Below are 15,880 nucleotides of genomic sequence, written 5' to 3'. Positions count from 1 at the left end.
CTTTATGCTAAAAATCGTCAAATTTTTTAGGTCATTGATTCCTTTTGAGAGTTTAACAATTACGACAAGTTTAACTTTTTCGGAAGTTTTGCGCAGGTTGGACGAAGTTGTCACTCCTCCCAAACTTTTTAGAATAACTCTACCCTTCGGCCCGCCACCTGCCAAACCTTATGAAGGAACAATTTCTGGCAATAGCTTCAAAATCAGTCGCATCATCACCGGCCGCAATTCATTTTTGCCAATTATCGAAGGATATATCCATTCTCAACCGTTTGGGTGTTCCATCAAAATTAGGATGAGTTTACATAAAATAGTCCTAGCATTTATGATGCTTTGGCTGTGGACAACGGGCAGTATTGGAATGTTTGCTTTATTTGCTTGGTTCGTAGAACCCTCCGTGGGGCCAATATTTTTACCTATCCTAGGAATGTTTCTTTTTGCCTGGTTTTTGTGCTTGATTCCCTTTAAAATAGAAGCTAAATCAGCTATAAAATTTTTATCTATCCTGTTAACCTAAAAATCGGACGTACGGTTGAAACCGCGTCTATAAAAACAAAACCTGCCTCCGCAGGTTGAAGAGTATAAAATTAAAAATAATCCGCGTTAATCCGCGTTCATCTGCGGTTAAAAACTCCAAATTTATGCGTCAAAACCAACTAAAACAAAAAATTAAACAAGGCGAAACAGTCCTCGGTTTATTTATGAACTGCGCCTATCCCGCATTTATCGAAATCTGCGGTCACGCTGGCTTTGATTTCGCCGTTATCGACATGGAACACGGGCCTTTGCACCCGCTTGCTGCTGAAGATTTGTGTCGCGCGGCCGACTGCACCGGCATTGCACCCATCGTCCGCGTCCGCAAAAACGACGGGCCCCAAATTCAACGAGCTCTCGACATCGGTAGCGCAGGCGTTCAAGTACCTCAAATCGAAAGCAAAATCGATGCCGAAATCGCTGTCAAAAGCTCTAAATACAGTCCTCTGGGCACGCGGGGCCTTTCCTTCGCTACGCGGGCTGGACGTTACACTGCTGCGGGCGTTGATATCACGGACAAACTCAATGAAGAATCCTTGGTTGTGATTCACATCGAAGGTAAAGGCGGCATCGATAACTTAGCAGAAATTGTGACTGTGCCTCATATTGATGTGATTTTTCTGGGGCCTTACGATCTGTCACAGTCGATCGGCATTCCCGGCCAAGTCCGCGATCCCCGAGTCATCGACATGATGCAGGAGGCAGTGCAAACCATCCGCAAAGCAGGCAAAGCCGCAGGTACTTTTGCCGAAAACCCCGAAATCGCCCAGCAGTGGATTGATGCTGGTGTTCAGTACGTCGCACTTGGGGCGGATGTTGCCGTCTTCCTGCGCGCCTGTCAGTCCCTGGTGAAAGCGGTGCGCAGTTAAGTTGGTAAGTAAATCCACCTAATTAAACGTCAAATACCGATCGCTAAAAAACTGGCTGGCTATGTCTTGTCTTCTTCCCTCTTCCCTCTTCCTTCTTCCTTCTTCCTTCTTTACGATATCTTTGCAAATTTTGTAGTATTTTTTACGACACCTACAAAAAACCTGAGCTAGACTAGAAGCATACACCTCCTTAAGGCAAAAATTAAGAGGGGAGCAAGGCTTCATGGGGAACAATCTATGAAAACGGTATTAGAATCCATTCACTTGGACTATGCTTTCATGTTTACTTTCAAAAAAGTAAACTCGATCAAGCTCGAAGGTTTCAAGCCATTTTTTAACGATATGCCTGTCGATCCTTATATTAAAGGCAAATATCGTTCCCGAAGATTGTCGCGGTTTGTAGTGAACGGAAATGAGTTAGTTAAGTTACCTCACGGCTACTTGTTTCAAAGTAAAGCATACAATCCGGTGGTGGGGGACATCCGACGGGAATATGACGAATTGGACGATCGGCTAATTGCCCTCGATAACTTCAAACAACTGATTTTTGCCTTCTTCGATTCCTGCAAAATTCACCCAGAAGCAGAAATCGGAGTGCATCAAATTAGGACGAGTTGTTCGCCGCACAATTTTGGCAACCCCGCACCGGAAGGAATTCACCAAGACGGTACTGATTTTATCGCGATTTTCTCGGTTGACCGCACTAATATTGTCGGCGGGGAAACGCATTTGTATTTGGCGAAAAAAGAGAAGCCTGTTTTTAATAAAATTCTGCATCCGGGAGAATTGCTGTTAGTCAACGATCACGAGTTTTTCCACTTTACTACGCCGATAAAACCGGAATCGGAAGGAGTGGGAACCAGGGATGTCTTTGTGATCACTTCTCCGAGTTTGCTTACCGATTGAGAAGACGCTCGCGGTTGAAACCGCGTCTACACGAACAAAACCCGGATGGTGCGCAGGTTGAAGACCGGGCGGTTTCAACCGTACCTCCTATCTATCGAAACTTCCGTTCAGACTCTTGAATTGGAACATCATTAATGCTGGCTTCACGTCTTCGCATTAACCCATTTTCTGCAAATTCCCACTGTTCGTTACCGTAGGCGCGATACCAGTAGCCAGAATCATCGTGCCACTCATACTCGAAGCGAACAGAAATCCGATTTTCTGTAAAACTCCAGAGTTCTTTTTTTAAACGGTAATTTAATTCTTTTGCCCATTTTCGTGTTAAGAAAGCTTTGATTTGTTCGCGTCCGCTGAAGAATTCCGCGCGGTTTCGCCACTGAGAATCTTCTGTATAAGCTAAGGCTACTCGTTCGGGATCGCGGGTATTCCAGGCATCTTCGGCAGCTTGAACTTTGGCTTTAGCTGTTTCTAACGTAAAGGGCGGTAGAGGTGGTTTAGTTTCCATAAGACTTTGTTATTTGTGACTCATCTACTATACAGGTCTGAAACTTTTTTGTAGGGCGGGAACTCTTGCTACCGCCCTACAAAAATCGCAGTCTGGCTATTAAACTCAGATTTTGATATCAATCGTCAGCATCGGGATCGATGCCCATTGCTCGCAGGCGATCGGCTAACTGGGCAACTTTCCGCTCTGCTTGTTCCGCCCTTCGGCGTTCTTGCTCGGTTCTTTGCCGTTCTTGCTCGTTTATTTGCCGTTATTGTTCGACCATAGCCCGCTCAATTTCAACTTGTTCGGAGCCAATTAACAGCAAATTACCTTGCGAATCCCACCACCGCAGCCAAAGCATTTCTTGATTTTGATAACTTCCCTGCCAAAGTCCCAATTCTACGTGCTATTAGCTAAACCAAGCCAACCACAGCGGAAGCATCAACAGCAAACCGACGGAAGTGATCGCAATGCCGCTAGCTAACAAATCGCGATCGAGCTCATAAATTTCTGCTAAAATCAGCACCGAAAGAGCTGTGGGCGTTCCCGACATTAACACCAAAACCAACCTCGGATCGCCGCTCAATCCGAAAAAACTAGCACCCAATCCGATCAGCATCGGCACAATTACCACTTTTAATAGCGACGGGATTAACGCTAATTCAAAACTTTGCCATGTTTTAATAGACCTCAGCCGGATACCAACCAGCAGCAAAGCACTAGCAATTACCCCCAAGATTGCAGTCTGCAATCCAGATTCTACCGTCTCAGGAAGGGAGATACTTCTAGAAAAAAAACCAATTAAAAATGCCCACAAAGCGGGAACTGTCAGCACGTCCTTGAGCTGAATCCACCAGTGATTTTTTTGATCAGAACGCCCGAAATAGCTAGCAATAAATACACCGAATCCGTAGGTTCCAATCACGTTGTTGGTGACACTGTACAAGACAGCCCAGTTGTTGTTATCGGTGCTGATCAGAGCCGGGGTCATTGCTAATCCGACAAAGCCGGTATTGCCTAACATCGCAGCTAGGATAAAACTGCCTTGGCTCGATCGCTTCAGGGAATTTACATTTAATAAAAATAAATTAACTAGAGAATTTTTGCCCTGAAAATATTGCTTTTTGACGTGCAGCGCACTCAACCACCGCAATAATAGCCAAGTCAACCAAGCTAAACTCGTACTCACAAATAACACGAATATGGCGATCGCCGGTGTGAATCCCACAGCACCAGAAAAATCGCTTTGACGGGCTAAAACTAGAATTTGCAGCGGTATCCCAATCCAGTAAAGAAAGCGGCTCAGCAGCTTAGGAAAATCAACTGGGATGTACCGAAATAGTAGAAGTCCCAAGCCTGTCCAGATAACGAGAGGCGTATAAGCGTGAAATAATGTCTCAATCATAAAAACTTAACTTGACAATCTGAAATGCCTCTATTGATTAATATTAAGGCTAAAACCCGTTTGAGAAATGCGAATTTGTCGTTAACAGAGTCCGCCGTCGTAAGGGCGGGATCTGCTAACGACTTATCTTGCATTTTCCGAACAAATGTGCTGTGTTTTCCTAGACTCGAAACACGACGATACTAAATCTGCTGATTAACTTGCGCTGATCAATTCAATTTCAAAGCATTAACAGGCACATCATCCCAAGAAGCAACAGTCCGCAACGTAGCAACCCAGCCCTGCTGTTTTTGCTCTGCCGTCAAATTCTGCTCAAAAGATTGGTGGCATTCCTGCGCTTGAGTCTCATTGCAACAAGCAATGCAGGAATAAAGAATGCCCGACGGATCGATTTGCTCGTTTACCCAAATAATCACGATCTACTCTCTCAATCAAAATCTACTGTCACTTAAATTTTCCTATATTTTTGCCAATTATTTACTTGATTTCTTAGTCCGCGGAGGCGGACTTCGTTTGTGTAGTCGCGATTTCAATCGCCGAGTCTTATTTCGAGGCCAAACTCGCCAAAGACTCGCCCGCAACCCTGCAAATCCGCCAGTCGGGCATCACATCAGCACCGATACCCTGATAAAATCCGATCGCCAATTCATTCCAGTCAAGCACACTCCACTCCAAACGCCCGCAGCCCCTTTCGACTGTCAACCGCGCCAAATAAACAATCAAAGACTTGCCAATACCCTGCCCTCGAAACTCAGGAAGCACAAATAAATCCTCCAAATAAATCCCCGGCTGAGTCAAAAAAGTAGAATAATTGTAAAAAAATAGCGCCCAGCCTACGATCCGATCTTCGCATTCTGCTAGAATTGCTTCAGCAAAAGGTCTCGCGCCAAACAAATGATTCTCCAAATCAACCGCATTACCAGTAACGGCGTGAGATAACTTTTCGTACTCAGCTAAAGCCTTAATCAAATCAAACAGCACCGGCACATCGGCGCGGGTAGCTGGACGCAAAATCACCTCATCAGACATAAATTAATAAGTAGTAAGCGACAATCAACAATTAAAAATATCACATAAGTCATTAGTCATTAGTCAGTAGTCATTAGTCATATTCTTTTACTCGTTACCAGGCAGGAGCCTGGTAACGTAGATTCAGAGGCTCTGCCTCGTTTGGGACAATGGAGGCAGAGCCTCTAGATATCGATTCCCAGGCATGAGCCTGGGAACCAGTTATTTAATCTGCACGTTATGGGTGGGGAGCCGCCCACCCATAATAACTTTAAGACTTTTTAAAATGCAAATTCAGTGTTATTTCGCTCATTTCAACCAACCCTTCAATCGTTCCGTCACTTGAGGGCGGCGCAGCTTCCGCATTGCCTTATTTTGAATTTGACGGACTCGTTCGCGGGACAAATTGAACAAACTGCTAACCTCTTCTAAAGTGTAAGGTTCGCCAGTTATCAAACCGTAACGCATAGCAACAATCTCTTTTTCCCGCTCAGTCAAAATATTATCTAACACCTCCAAAATATCTTGGCGCATCATCATCTCATTCATCTGAGCTTCTGGAGATTGCGTTGCGCTATCTTCAATCACATCCAAAAGTTCGGAACTTTCTTCCGAGCCGATGCGGTGGTTGAGAGATAAAGATTGCCGGCGTACTTGCTGAAGGTAGCGAAGCTGTTCGGCAGTAACTTCCATTTCTTTAGCAAGTTCAGTTTCAGTGGGATTGCGTTGAAGAGAACGCCTCAAATCCCGATAAACTCTTTTGAGTTTATTTAACTGTTCGACAATGTGAACCGGCAAGCGAATCGTCCGCCCTTGATTGGCAATTGTGCGGGTAATTCCTTGGCGAATCCACCAATACGCATAAGTAGAAAACTTGTAACCCTTCTCCGGATCAAACTTTTCGGCGGCTCGATTCAAACCTAAAGCTCCTTCCTGAATTAAATCAAGAAAAGGCACGCCCCGATTGAGATAGCGTTTGGCAATTGAAACCACCAAGCGCAAATTCGAGCTGATCATTTTCCGTTTCGCCGACTGACACTGGTGGCGAAGCTGTTGCAGTTGAGCTTCGCTCACCCCCAAAGCCGCCGCCAGTTCAGCTTTTGTTGGCATTCTGTCCAATTCCTGCTGCAAACGCTGTTCTAGTTCCAGAAGCGCTACCAATTCTTGAACGCGGCGCGCCAACTCCACCTCTTCGGTGGCACTCAGTAGAGGATAGCGAGCCATTTCTTTGAACAAAGCTCCCACGGGATCGTCGGCAGACCAGTTGTTGTATGCTGACGATCTAGTTACCGTCGGACGATCGATCTCGGTGTCCTCATCCTCTGCGATTGCGAGTGAGGCTTCGGGGGCCACCGCAAAACTGCCTAGGTCAGATTTTGCCATATAGTGCTGGGTGTCCGTGGGATGATTTGAAAAGTATCCCTTCACTTTAACCAATTTAATCAGAAATTTCCGAAATCCATCTAGAAGCCCGTAGCTGATATCAGATTGCCCCAATTTTATACGTTTTTATTGAGTTCGAGCAAGTTTTGGAGCTGCCTGCAATAATTGCTGAGTATAAGGGTGCTGCGGATTAGTAAAAATATCCCTAGTCTTGCCGATTTCAACAATTTTTCCAGCATTCATTACCGCAATGCGATCGCAAAAAAATCTCGCCACCCACAAATCGTGCGTAATAAACAGATAAGTTAAATTAAATTCCTGCTTCAACTCCAACATCAGTTCTAATACTTGAGTCTGCACGCTAGCATCCAGCATACTCACCGGTTCGTCGCAAATAATCAGTTGCGGCCGAGTAATCAAAGCCCGGGCGATGGAAACCCGCTGCTGTTGTCCCCCCGACAATTCTCCCGGATAGCGGCCAAAGAAATCCTCCCCGGGGGTCAAACCCACCCGCTCTAACATTTGGATTACTTGTTTTTTAGCTTCATCTCCCTTAGCTAATTTGTGAATCAACAAAGGGTCAGCAATACTTTGCCCGACAGTCATCATTGGATTCAGGCAAGCGTGGGGGTCTTGAAATACCATTTGCATTTGGCGACGGTATTTCCTGACAGCATCGGGACTGAGGGCCGTGATATCTACTCCTTGAAATTCCACTTTGCCACCAGTCGGGGGAATTAGCTGCAAAATCGATCGCGATAACGTACTTTTGCCGCAGCCGGACTCCCCTACCAGCCCGAGGATTTCTCCCCGTTCTAGCTCTAAGCTAACCCCATCTACGGCTTTAATTACCTGGCGATTCCTCGAAAATAATTGGTCTAATAAATTGCTTTCTAAACTGTAGTGTTGCTGCAAATTCGTCACAGTCAAAAGAGGCGAATTTGACTCGGACTTAAGCCGATAATTTGCCTTCTCCCCTCTATCCGTTACATCCGTTACATCCGTTACAGAATCCGCTGCCGAACTTCCTTCTTCCTTCTGAATGTGCAAAGCTGCTTTGAGGAGCGATCGAGTATATTCATGCTGCGGCCGTTCAAACACGTCTTGCACCGGCCCAGTTTCCACGACTTTGCCACCGTACATCACCGCAATGCGATCGCAATACTCAGCCACCATCGCCAAATCATGAGAAATCAACAAAATAGCCGTTCCCCTTGAAGCGCAAAGTCTCGTCAATTCCTGCATGATCTGGGCGGCCACAGTTACATCCAAACTCGTCGTCGGTTCATCCGCCACAATTAATTTCGGATCGAGCAAAAGAGCCAAAGCAATCGCCACTCTTTGGCGCATTCCGCCGCTAAATTCGTGGGGAAATTGCGACCAGCGAGACGCCGGAATTTTCACAGCATCCAAAATGTCGATCGCCCGTTGCTTAGCTTGCTTGCGATTTAAATCCCGTCTGTGAGCTTGCAAAGTCTCAATACAGTGTTCCCCAACAGTCATCAAAGGATCGAGACGAGTCATCGGATCTTGAAAAATCAACGCCACAGCTTCGCCCCGAAACCGTCTCAGCCGCGAAGCATTCATCTCAAACACCGACTCACCCGCAAAACCAACCCGCCCCTCAATCAGCGTCGAATCCGGCAGCAACCGCATCGCCGCCCTTCCCAAAGTTGACTTACCGCAGCCAGACTCCCCAACCAATCCCAGCTTTTCCCCCGGTTCCAGCGTCAGGGAAACCCCGTCAACGGCCCAACCAGATTGGCCCCGCCGCTGAGGATAAGCTACTCGCAGATTTTCAACGGAAAACAAAGAACAGTCATTAGTCATTAATCATTAGTCCTTAGTTATTAGTTGTTGGTTATTAGTTATTAGTTGTTGGTTATTGGTTATTAGTTATTAGTTATTAGTTATTAGTTGTATCATGTCAGTCATATAATCTTCAATCGTTAATCGTTTGTAGTGAGAACACAGAGTCATCTATCGGGGTGTTTTTATTTGTCAGTTGTTATTTGTTAGATGTTATTTGTTACTTATTAGTCAGTATCCAATGACTGCTGACAACTGACAACTGTCAACTGTCAACTGTCAACTGTCAACTGTCAACTGACTAAATTTCCCTTCGCTTCAACTCAGCTCTCCGCAGTATGTAAGTAGCCGCACAATCTGCGTGGGGATGGTCAGCTAAAACTTCCGCAAGTTCCAACACATATCCGGCTATATCCGGGCCCAGCTTCTCAGTCAGCACTTGACGCTCACGAGAGGCGAGCTCTTTGACGCGGGCCTTTGCTTGCCAATTGGGAGAAAACATCTTGTCAATCTCGGTATGGAATCCCAGACTTTCGAGAATGTCCCACTCGCCGTTATCGCACCAAATTCCCCCGCACAGCATACAGCGCTCTATGTAAAAGGGCACTCTGCTGAAGGGAACTTTCGCCCGCGACAAATAGTGACCGTCTTCGGGACACAGCGCTGCTTTGCTGTCGTAGGGAGACGGTGTGAATTCTATACCGAGAGTCCCTGTCGCCTGTGGCTTCTCGGATTTGTTGTACCATTGGCTCTGCTCTTTCTGCCAAGCTTCGTATTCTCTGCCTGGAATCCAGATACCGTAACAGTTGGGACACCACTGCACCGACATACTGCCGGCTAAGGTGCCTCCTTCTAAGTTTGGATGTTTACATTTTGGACATTCCACCGCTTTATTTCTCCTTGCCGTATCAATTCGCTGTTAATTCAGTTGTTAATCCTGCATCTGGGCTGGCCCGCTCAGAAGCAGAATTTTTGTGCAGCAGCGCACCGCAGTAGCCAATTAGCGTGTTAAGTCGTTCCGCAGTCGCAGTTTGCCTCGCGGATGCTGTCGCTGGCTGCTTCGCGGCTTGCAAAAACGTGACATCTGTCCCCAATAACCGCAGTTGCTTGTGAATTTCCGTCAAATACGACTGCTCTGGGGGTGTTTCTGAGGCGTCTAACTCGCCGCTGGGGGCTCTCATAATTTGGTTTCCGAAAAATTGTTGCACTTTTTTGTATTCGATCGCCAGCGCTGCCCGATCGAGATTATCCTGTGCAACAGTTCTTTGTAGAAGTTCGAGTGCTTGCTGTAATTCTTCGTAGCACTGGCGGCGGTCTTCGGACAATATCATGTTTCGTGAATAAATTTGTCTTTATAATCAAAGTAGATTCTTGCTTAAGCTTTGCTCATATTAAGCCAAGACCTGGGTTTTTGCAGCAATTCCCTGTTGATTGAGAAAATTCGACGGCTGGCAGGCTTGACTCGACTCTTCTGGCTGCTGCTTTGAGTTTAGCGTTGCCTGTGAATGCCGATCGCCCGCTACCTCCACTGCTACCGCCAAAATATCCTTATTTTACCCGATCGAGCCACCGCAGCGACAGCCGTGGAGTCACTATATTTTCCTACCTGCGAGGGGGGGCGGCTCGCAATTAGATAGGTATAGTTAACAAAAAAATCGACTATTTTTTGGAATTGCAAATTGTGGCATTCAATTAGTTTAGTATAACTAAACACATAATTTCGGCAATTCAACCAAAACCCAGCTTTTAACCATTTGTATTTCTAAGTTTTAAAGGTGTACCCCATGAACGCTAACATTCTGACTCCCTCTCCCTCGATCGATCCTTGCATAGTTCCCGACTGGCTGCAAGAATGCCTGAATTCTCGATCGCAGCCCGATGCGAGCCCTAATCCCAATTCCTCAACAGACAACAGCTTAATTTGTCGGGCATTTGAATTTGCCCGCGACTTGCACGAAGGACAGTACCGCAAATCCGGAGAACCTTACATTTGCCATCCGGTAGCTGTCGCTGGAATACTCCGGTATATGGGCGGCAACAGCGTCATGATTGCCGCCGGTTTCCTCCACGACATTGTAGAAGATACAGATATTACTCTCGAAGAAATAGAACAGCGATTCGGCGCGGAAGTACGACAGTTAGTCGAAGGTGTTACCAAACTTTCTAAGTTTAATTTTTCCAGCAAAACAGAGCGCCTTGCTGAAAATTTTCGCCGAATGTTCCTAGCAATGGCTAAAGATATTCGCGTCATTGTTGTCAAACTCGCAGACAGGCTGCACAACATGAGAACTTTGGAGCACTTGTCCGAAGAAAAGCAGCGCAGTATTGCCCTAGAAACCCGAGAGATTTTTGCTCCCCTGGCGAACCGTTTGGGTATCGGGCGCTTTAAGTGGGAATTGGAAGATTTAGCGTTTAAATACCTGGAACCGGAAGCTTACCGCGAAATTCAAGACTTGGTGGCAGTCAAGCGGGGCGATCGAGAAACTCAACTTGCAGAAGTCACAGATAGTTTGCGAGAAAGACTTGACAATTTAGGCATTAAATGCTATGAAGTCAGCGGCCGTCCCAAACATTTGTACGGGATTTATGGGAAGATGCACCGCCGACAAAAAGGGTTCAACCAAGTGTACGACATGGCTGCGGTGCGGATCATCGTAGAAACTAATGATGACTGTTATCGGGCTTTGGCGATCGTCCACGATTCATTCCGTCCAATTCCCGGCCGCTTCAAAGATTATATCGGTTTACCAAAAGCCAACCGCTATCAATCTTTGCACACCGGAGTAATCGGCACCAGCGGCCGCCCCATCGAAGTACAAATTCGCACCGTAGCAATGCACCACATTGCGGAATACGGCATTGCCGCGCACTGGAAATACAAAGAAACTGGCGGTTCTAACACAAAAGTCACCGGCGATGACGAAAAATTTACTTGGCTGCGACAACTGCTAGAATGGCAAACCGATCTCAAAGACGATCGCGAATATTTACAAAGCATTAAAGACAACTTATTCGACGAAGATATCTATGTTTTCACTCCTAACGGAGACGTGATTGCACTCAACAGCGGATCAACACCCGTAGATTTTGCTTACCGCATTCACACAGAAATTGGCAATCGCTGCACCGGCGCCAGAGTCAACGGGCGAATGGTGACACTAGACAAGGTTTTAAAGAATGGCGACATTGTAGAAATCTTGAACCAAAAAAACGGCCATCCGAGCTCCGACTGGCTGAATTTTGTCAAGACAAACGGAGCAAAAAACCGAATTCGGCAGTGGTTGAAGCGATCGCACCGAGATGAAAACCTCGCTCGCGGGCGGGAATTGCTCGAAAAAGAATTAGGCAAAAATGGCCTAGAATCCTTGCTAAAATCAGGGCCCATGCAATCGGTAGCTCAGCGGTGCAACTACCACAGCGTCGAAGATTTAATCGCAGGTTTGGGCTACGGCGAAGTCACGCTAAACCTCGTAGTAAATCGACTGCGAGATTTAGTAAAAGTGCAGCAAAAAATAGAAGCTGCACCGGGCCAAAGCCAGGAATTACCCATCCAAATACCTGCATCGACGGCACCAAAACCCGTACCGAGTTCGTCTCCGAGCAAATCGCCGATCGCAGGTGTAGAAGGATTGCTCTACCATATAGCAGGCTGTTGCTGTCCAATTCCCGGAGAAGCAATTATTGGAGTTGTGACTCGCCTGCGCGGAATTTCGATTCACCGCCAAGGCTGTTCAAATGTTGAGAATGTGCCTGGAGATAAGTTAGTTCCCGTGAGTTGGAATTCCAGCAACCGCAATGAATCTCGCCCCAATACTTATCCGGTTAACATTCAAGTTGAAGCCCTCGATAGAGTGGGAGTTCTCAATGATGTATTATCGCATTTGAAGGACAACAAAGTGAACGTCCGCAGCGCTCAAGTCAAAACATATCCTGGATTGCCGGCATTAATTGACTTGTGCATGGATATCCAGGATAAAGAACAGTTCGAGCGGACTTGTATGCAGATTAAAAAGATGAGCGATATTTTGAATTTGCGGCGGCTGAGCGAAGGAACCTAAGAGGAAAGTCTAACTATAGGGTTTGTAGTGAGGACTTTAGTCCGCATCCAAATCAGAGGACTAAAGCTGTAGGGTGCGTCGCCATTGAAAATCCCTCAATAAAAATCGACAATCTCATAGCGACGCACCTGACAAACAGGGTTGAGGGAATGACTAATTGTAGGGTGCGGAGTGCGCACAGAGAGGCCTATGTTCCCAATCTAAAATCTAAAATCTAAAATGGTATAATCCGCCATGAAATTTGAACTGTTTTCACAGGTAGCATTGCGCGAAGACATCCCCAAGTACAATCTAAAAAAAGGTGCTATAGCAACTATTGTTGAGCATTACCCGATGCCGGAAGGTGAAGAAGATGGTTATAGCTTAGAGGGTTTCAATGTCGAAGCAATTACAGTTGAAGTTGCCGAGTCGCTGATAGAAGATAAGACGGCGGTTGAAACCGCGCCTACAAAAACGAAGTCCGCCTCCGCGGACTGAAGAAAATAAGGTAATTTTAACCGTTCGTTCTTCAACCCCTCTCAGCTCGGGTTTTGCTTGTATAGACGCGGTTTCAACCGCCCGGTATTCCTTTATTTCGCCGGAGTTACCGGCTTAGACTCGCCCAACTTTTGCAGCAAAAACTCCCGCGCTACTTGAGCGGTGTCCTGCTGTTTCCCGTCAACTTGATAGTTGAGGTTCCGCATATCTTCCTCCGAGATTTTGCCGCCCAACTCTGCGAGCACTGGACGCAATTCTGGGTATTTATCCAAAATTTGCGATCGCACAACCGGAACAGCTTCGTAGGGCGGGAAATAGTTCTTATCATCTTTCAGGACTACTAAACCCAAACTTTGAATCAAACCATCCGTCGTATTACCAGCAATCACATCTACTTGTTTTTGTTGCAGCGCTTGATAAAGCAATCCTAACAGCAACTCCTTCGGTTCTTCCGCAAATTTAATCCCGTAAGTTTTAGCTAATCCGGGAAAGCCATCTTCTCTGTCTTTAAATTCCGGGCCGAAACCAGCGCGCAATTTTGGTGCAGCCTTGCTTAGTTGGGAGAGAGTTTGCAAGTTAAGTTTTTTGGCATCGTCTCCCCGCACAATAATCGCAAAACCGTTGTTAAATCCCAGCGCTTGGGTCCATTCTGCTTTAAACTGTTTGGGATATTCTTGTTTGAGGTAAGCGAGGACTTTCTTGGGGTCAGAAATCGGCTTTTGTTTGAGAAGATTGGTAAAAGCTGTACCCGTATATTCGACGTACAAGTCGATTTTACCTGTTGCTAGGGATTGATGGCAAAGCGAGCCTCCGAGGTTGAGTTCGCGTTCTACTTTAATATCTGTTTTGGCTTCGATGTGCTGTGCTAAAATTTCTGCTAGGATGACTTGCTCGCTAAAGTCTTTAGAGCAAATAACAACTTGTTTTTGAGAACTAGAATTGCAGCTTGTGACTGCAAACAAGCAAAGGAATGATATGCAGGAAAATAAAAAATGGCTTTTTGATATTTTCATTTTTTTATTGTAACATTTATGTAGATAGATAGAGGACAAAATATGGTATTCAGTGTTAGCGATATTATCCGCCAGCAGCGACAATTTTTTGCTACTGGGAAAACTAAAGATGTGGATTTCCGCATCGAACAACTCAAGCATCTCAAAAGTGCGATCGTCTCCAATCAATCACGGATTGTCGATGCTGTCAAGGCTGATTTGAACAGGCCGGAGTATGAGGCTTATTTTGAAATTGCTGCGATCGCAGAAGTTAATTATGCCATCAAAAACGTTAAATCGTGGGCAAAGCCGAAAAAAGTGCCGACATCGATCGATCAATTCCCCGCATCAGCCCGCATTTACCCCGAACCTTTGGGCGTCGTTTTAATCATCGGGCCTTGGAATTACCCGTTTCAGCTCATGATATCACCTTTGGTCGGGGCGATCGCCGCCGGCAACTGCGCCATCCTCAAACCCTCGGAAATTGCCTCGCACACCTCGGAAGTTGTCACCGACATGATTGCGAAAACCTTCGATCCCGCCTACATCTGCGCCATCGAAGGAGGAGTCGAAACCAGCCAACAATTATTAGCCGAAAAATTCGACCACATCTTCTTTACCGGAGGCACAAAAATCGGTAAAATAGTCATGGAAGCCGCCGCCAAACACCTCACACCTGTAACATTAGAATTGGGAGGCAAAAGTCCTTGCATTGTAGACTCAGATATTCAAGTTGAATACACTGCTAGACGCATTGCATGGGGGAAGTTTATTAATGCTGGTCAAACTTGTATCGCCCCCGACTACCTGTTAGTTGATAAAAAAGTTAAACCAGCTTTGATGCAAGCAATGAAAGCATCAATTCACGAATTTTATGGCGACGATCCACAGAAAAGTCCCGACTATTCCCGAATTATCAATCAGCATCATTTAGGACGTTTGGCCGAGTTTATCAAAGATGGTGAAATTGTCGTGGGTGGCCAAACTAACGCCGAAGACAAATATATTGCGCCGACGGTAATCGACAACGTTTCCTGGGATTCGCCGGTGATGCAGGATGAGATTTTTGGCCCGATTTTGCCAGTTTTGGAATATGAAGAGCTCGGAGATGCGATCGCCCAAATCAACGCCCGCCCCAAACCCCTAGCTTTGTATTTGTTCTCGAAAGATCAGGAGAAACAAGAGCGAGTTTTGCGTGAAACTTCTTCCGGCGGAGTTTGCATAAACGACACGGTTATGCAAGTCGGAGTCACAACTTTACCTTTTGGAGGAGTTGGCGACAGCGGTATTGGCAGCTATCACGGTAAAGCCAGTTTTGATACTTTTTCTCATCAAAAAAGCGTGCTGCAAAAGTCATTCTTATTTGACTTAAAATGGCGCTATGCTCCATATTTAGGTAAGTTGGATTTGATTAAGAAAATTATCGGTTGAGCGATCGCACTTGTAGGGCGGCTTTACTAACGTTTACAATATAAGCGAGAGCGGCTTTTGTGCATTTAAATTGTATAGGGGCGGGCTAGAACCCCACCCCACAATAGTTGATTTTTTTTAGATGCAATTAAAAGCTGATTAGCTTAGCCAAATAAACCCGCCCGTTTCCCAATATTATCGGTTGAGTTATTGCCCTATGAACGAGAATTTGCCGGAGGTTTTAGCAGAAATACGCCACTACTTTAATGATTTGTATGGGGACAGACTTGTGCAGTTAATTCTCTACGGTTCCCAAGCTAGAGGAGACGCGAAACCAGATTCTGATATTGATATTTTGGTTGTTTTGAACGAGCCTGTTAGTGCTGGCAAAGAAATCGCTCGCACCAGTGAATTTGTTGCCGCTTTGTGCTTAGATCGTACTGTAGTAATTTCCCGGGCTTTCGCCTCCGCAGCAGGTTTTCAGCAAGAAAAAAGTCCTTTCTTTCTAAATGTTCGCAGAGAAGGAGTACCGATTTGATACC

At 45.9% G+C, this 15,880-nt stretch carries 17 protein-coding genes and 1 pseudogene; 8 read left to right on the top strand and 10 right to left on the bottom strand.

The features are described 5' to 3' along the window. Positions 1-4: 4 nt before the first annotated feature. From QUB68_RS13385 to QUB68_RS13375, 3 genes are all read left to right on the top strand, one after another. Positions 5-517: a hypothetical protein gene (locus QUB68_RS13385; protein WP_332993038.1), complete on the top strand. Its 513-nt coding sequence runs from the start codon at positions 5-7 to the stop codon at positions 515-517. A 124-nt stretch (positions 518-641) separates the two neighbouring features. Beyond that, positions 642-1,403: an HpcH/HpaI aldolase family protein gene (locus tag QUB68_RS13380; RefSeq protein ID WP_332993036.1), complete on the top strand. Its 762-nt coding sequence runs from the start codon at positions 642-644 to the stop codon at positions 1,401-1,403. 237 nt (positions 1,404-1,640) lie between these two features. Further along, the gene (locus QUB68_RS13375) at positions 1,641-2,309 is read left to right on the top strand and encodes a 2OG-Fe dioxygenase family protein (protein ID WP_332993033.1); all 669 of its coding nucleotides are present in this window, start codon (positions 1,641-1,643) and stop codon (positions 2,307-2,309) included. Positions 2,310-2,400: 91 nt separating this feature from the next. Here the strand turns inward: QUB68_RS13375 and QUB68_RS13370 are convergent, their stop codons facing one another. The 9 genes and pseudogenes from QUB68_RS13370 to patD all read right to left on the bottom strand — a co-directional run bounded on the left by QUB68_RS13370 (position 2,401) and on the right by patD (position 9,732). Next, positions 2,401-2,814, bottom strand: a complete 414-nt coding sequence (locus QUB68_RS13370; protein ID WP_332993031.1) for a nuclear transport factor 2 family protein — start codon at positions 2,812-2,814, stop codon at positions 2,401-2,403. 118 nt (positions 2,815-2,932) lie between these two features. Beyond that, positions 2,933-3,199: pseudogene (locus QUB68_RS13365) on the bottom strand (Uma2 family endonuclease); the annotation flags it as partial. Between the two features lie 6 nt (positions 3,200-3,205). Then, positions 3,206-4,201, bottom strand: a complete 996-nt coding sequence (locus tag QUB68_RS13360; protein WP_332993029.1) for an AEC family transporter — start codon at positions 4,199-4,201, stop codon at positions 3,206-3,208. A gap of 209 nt (positions 4,202-4,410) precedes the next feature. Then, positions 4,411-4,617 carry a glycogen debranching protein gene (locus QUB68_RS13355; protein WP_332993026.1) on the bottom strand — a complete coding sequence of 69 codons (207 nt, stop codon included), beginning with the start codon at positions 4,615-4,617 and terminating at the stop codon, positions 4,411-4,413. Positions 4,618-4,744: 127 nt separating this feature from the next. Further along, positions 4,745-5,230: a GNAT family N-acetyltransferase gene (locus tag QUB68_RS13350; RefSeq protein WP_332993025.1), complete on the bottom strand. Its 486-nt coding sequence runs from the start codon at positions 5,228-5,230 to the stop codon at positions 4,745-4,747. Between the two features lie 288 nt (positions 5,231-5,518). Then, positions 5,519-6,592, bottom strand: a complete 1,074-nt coding sequence (locus tag QUB68_RS13345) for an RNA polymerase sigma factor, RpoD/SigA family (RefSeq protein WP_332993023.1) — start codon at positions 6,590-6,592, stop codon at positions 5,519-5,521. Positions 6,593-6,718: 126 nt separating this feature from the next. Next, positions 6,719-8,422: an ABC transporter ATP-binding protein gene (locus tag QUB68_RS13340; protein WP_332993020.1), complete on the bottom strand. Its 1,704-nt coding sequence runs from the start codon at positions 8,420-8,422 to the stop codon at positions 6,719-6,721. A 280-nt stretch (positions 8,423-8,702) separates the two neighbouring features. Next, entirely contained in the window at positions 8,703-9,287 is a 585-nt protein-coding gene (locus tag QUB68_RS13335; protein ID WP_332993018.1) for a TFIIB-type zinc ribbon-containing protein, read from the bottom strand. 22 nt (positions 9,288-9,309) lie between these two features. Continuing rightward, the gene (patD, locus tag QUB68_RS13330) at positions 9,310-9,732 is read right to left on the bottom strand and encodes a heterocyst frequency control protein PatD (RefSeq protein ID WP_332993017.1); all 423 of its coding nucleotides are present in this window, start codon (positions 9,730-9,732) and stop codon (positions 9,310-9,312) included. A gap of 152 nt (positions 9,733-9,884) precedes the next feature. On the opposite strand from patD, the gene QUB68_RS13325 reads away from it, so the two are divergent. The 3 genes from QUB68_RS13325 to QUB68_RS13315 all read left to right on the top strand — a co-directional run bounded on the left by QUB68_RS13325 (position 9,885) and on the right by QUB68_RS13315 (position 12,936). Beyond that, positions 9,885-10,034, top strand: coding sequence for a hypothetical protein (locus tag QUB68_RS13325; RefSeq protein WP_332993016.1), 150 nt, complete (start codon positions 9,885-9,887; stop codon positions 10,032-10,034). Between the two features lie 151 nt (positions 10,035-10,185). After that, positions 10,186-12,459, top strand: coding sequence for a RelA/SpoT family protein (locus QUB68_RS13320; protein WP_332993013.1), 2,274 nt, complete (start codon positions 10,186-10,188; stop codon positions 12,457-12,459). A 234-nt stretch (positions 12,460-12,693) separates the two neighbouring features. Continuing rightward, a complete protein-coding gene (locus tag QUB68_RS13315; RefSeq protein WP_332993012.1) occupies positions 12,694-12,936 on the top strand; it encodes a DUF4926 domain-containing protein in 243 nt (80 codons plus the stop codon). 92 nt (positions 12,937-13,028) lie between these two features. Here QUB68_RS13315 and QUB68_RS13310 read toward each other — a convergent pair whose 3' ends face one another. Next, positions 13,029-13,949: a glycine betaine ABC transporter substrate-binding protein gene (locus QUB68_RS13310; protein ID WP_332993011.1), complete on the bottom strand. Its 921-nt coding sequence runs from the start codon at positions 13,947-13,949 to the stop codon at positions 13,029-13,031. Positions 13,950-13,991: 42 nt separating this feature from the next. Here QUB68_RS13310 and QUB68_RS13305 point away from each other — a divergent pair, with 42 nt between their 5' ends. Beyond that, complete coding sequence (locus QUB68_RS13305) at positions 13,992-15,359, top strand: aldehyde dehydrogenase (RefSeq protein ID WP_332993009.1); 1,368 nt, start codon at positions 13,992-13,994, stop codon at positions 15,357-15,359. Between the two features lie 196 nt (positions 15,360-15,555). Beyond that, entirely contained in the window at positions 15,556-15,876 is a 321-nt protein-coding gene (locus tag QUB68_RS13300) for a nucleotidyltransferase domain-containing protein (protein WP_332993007.1), read from the top strand. Positions 15,877-15,880 lie beyond the last annotated feature (4 nt).

Source organism: Microcoleus sp. A006_D1, assembly GCF_036702805.1.
Taxonomy (GTDB): Bacteria; Cyanobacteriota; Cyanobacteriia; order Cyanobacteriales; family Microcoleaceae; genus Microcoleus.
The sequence above is the reverse complement of the archived record's forward strand: the minus strand, read 5'-3'. Positions and strand labels throughout refer to the sequence as shown.